The organism is Tahibacter sp., from assembly GCF_035481375.1.
Lineage (GTDB): Bacteria > Pseudomonadota > Gammaproteobacteria > Xanthomonadales > Rhodanobacteraceae > Tahibacter.
Map to the genome: position 1 here is coordinate 1 of NZ_DATIGT010000220.1, position 2,219 is coordinate 2,219.

Consider the following 2,219-nt stretch of genomic DNA (forward strand, 5'->3'; position numbering starts at 1 on the left):
GAGCAGACGCATGCCTCCGGCCGCTTCGTCGCCGGCAGCCAGCGTTCGCGATGCGGATGCCGCGTCGTCGCCCATGCCGAGCAGGCGCAGACCGGCGGCGCTGTCGGTCGCCGCGGCGGCGGCGATCGGCTGGCTCTGTACGAGCCGCAGGCCGGTGCCCGTCGACTGGTAGACCGATACCGCCCCGCGATCGACGATCACGAGCAGGCTCGGATCGTCGAGCATCGAGCCGATGATGCGCCCGTCGTTCGTGAAGGTGATCGCAAGACCGCCGCGCTCGATCGTCCGGCCGCTGCCCATCAGGTTCGCGAGATCGTCGAACGCGCCGGCCTCGCGCGATGCCTGCAGCGCCGTGGTTTCGGCCAATGCGAGCGTGCGCGCACCGCTGCCGAGGGCGCCGGATGCGCGCGAGAAGCCCGACAGCGCGCCGAGCGGCGCGGTCACGATGCCGAGTATCCCGAACGCGCGCAGCAGGCCGCCTCCGTTCTGCTTTTCGCGTGCGACGACGTCGTCGGCGCCGGCCGCCAGGGCCAGCGCGTCCGCGGTGTCGGCTTCGCCGAGCATCTGCGCGCCCTTGATGCCGCCGTAGACGGCGAGGCCGATCTCGAGCGCGCCGAGCGCGGCGACGCCGAGGGCCGTCGTCGGCGGGAAGATCATCAGCAGCAGCGTCGCCAGCGTCGCGATGCCGACGATCACCGCCTCGACGAGCGACCAGAACGCGTTGCTGTCCATCTCGTCCTTGATCGCCGCACGCACGTCCGGGTCGGCCAGCGCGAGCAGGTCGGTGATGATCGGGCCGAAGTTCTCGTAACCGAGTTCGCCGCGCTGGATCTTGCCGATCAGCGTTTCGTAGTCGCCGATGCGTCCGATGATCGCCTGCACCAGATCGGCGCGGACCCTCTCGATGGGACGCGTGGCGATGCGGTCGAGCATCGCCGGGTCGAGCACTTTGTAGCGGTTGCCGAGTACGTCGATGATCGGCTTGACGGCTTCCAGGCGCGCGATGATCTCGTCCGGCGGCGGCAGCCCGGCATCGATGTAGGCCTCGCGCGTGCCGGCGCGCGGCCGATAGCCGGTACCGTCGTTCGTGATGACGACACCCGGCGTGGCGTTCGGCGATGCGTGGACGCGCGGATCGACCGGTACGGCCGGTTGTTGCTGCGGAAAGTCGTCGAGCAGGCTCAAGCGCGAGCGCGCAGAGTCGAACGACCGTGTCGCGCGCATGCCGTCGCGGCGCTGGTTCGGCGTCAGCCAGTCGTTCGGATCGTCGATGAGCCGGCGTTCGCCGCGCGTGCTCCAGATCCGGTTCGCCTCGTGGCAGCCGCCGCCGCCGCGGCACCGGCCGGCCATCTGGTGCGTCTGCAGGTCGCGCAGCTGCGGATCGGCGGTGTCCTGCATGAGGGAGTACGCCAGCAGGCCGCCGCTCTGGCTCAGGGCCATCGCGCCGAGATCCCTGAGCGGAATGACGCTTTCGACGAGGTCTGCCCACTGCGACAGATTCTTCTGGTTGCCCTTGAGCCGGTGGACCGCCGTCGTCAGCACCATCTGCTTGAAGCCGGCGATGCGTTCGGTGAGCGTTCCGGTCAGGCCGAGCGTCGGCATGCGGCACGTGCCGAGCGGCATCGGTTCGGTGCGCGGCGCGCGGCAGACGTTTTCCGTGCCGAAGGAGGCGAGCGGCTCGCGCTTCGGCGCGACGCACTGGTTGGGCTCGCGCCGCACCGTCTCGTCTCCCTGCGCGACGTGCGCGAGCTCATGCGCGAGCAGCCGCTGCCCGTCGGCCGTGCCGGGCCGGTATTCGCCGTCGGCGAACGCGATGTGCTCGCCTATGGTGAACGCGCGCGCGTCGATCGCGTCGGCGCTCGCGACCGCGTCGCTGCCGGTGTGCACGCGCACGCCGGACAGGTCCACGCCGAGCGGCGCGCCGAAGCGCGCGCGCGCGGCGGCCGGCAGCGCGGACGAGGCACCGAGCGGCAGTGCGGCGAGTGCCGGCGCGGCGCGGTGCGAGCGCGGCTTGCGCAAGACGCCGCGCGCGGGCTCGCGCGCGCGGCATTCGCCGCAGGGCTCGCCGCCGCGGCAGGCGCAGGGCGCTGCCGACAGCATCCGCGCCGCGATGCGGTCGGCCTCGGCTTCGGCCGGATCGTCGCGGGCGCCGACGCGCAGCGCCGGGCGCACGATGCCGTTGTGCAGGAACTGCTGCACCGCGAGATTGCGCGGCAGCG

Annotated in this window: 1 protein-coding gene; it reads right to left on the reverse strand. The window is 72.1% G+C overall.

Annotated features, from left to right (window positions below):
* On the reverse strand, window positions 1–2,219 hold a 2,219-nt coding region (locus VLF18_RS14360), incomplete at both ends, for a DUF4157 domain-containing protein (protein WP_325280320.1).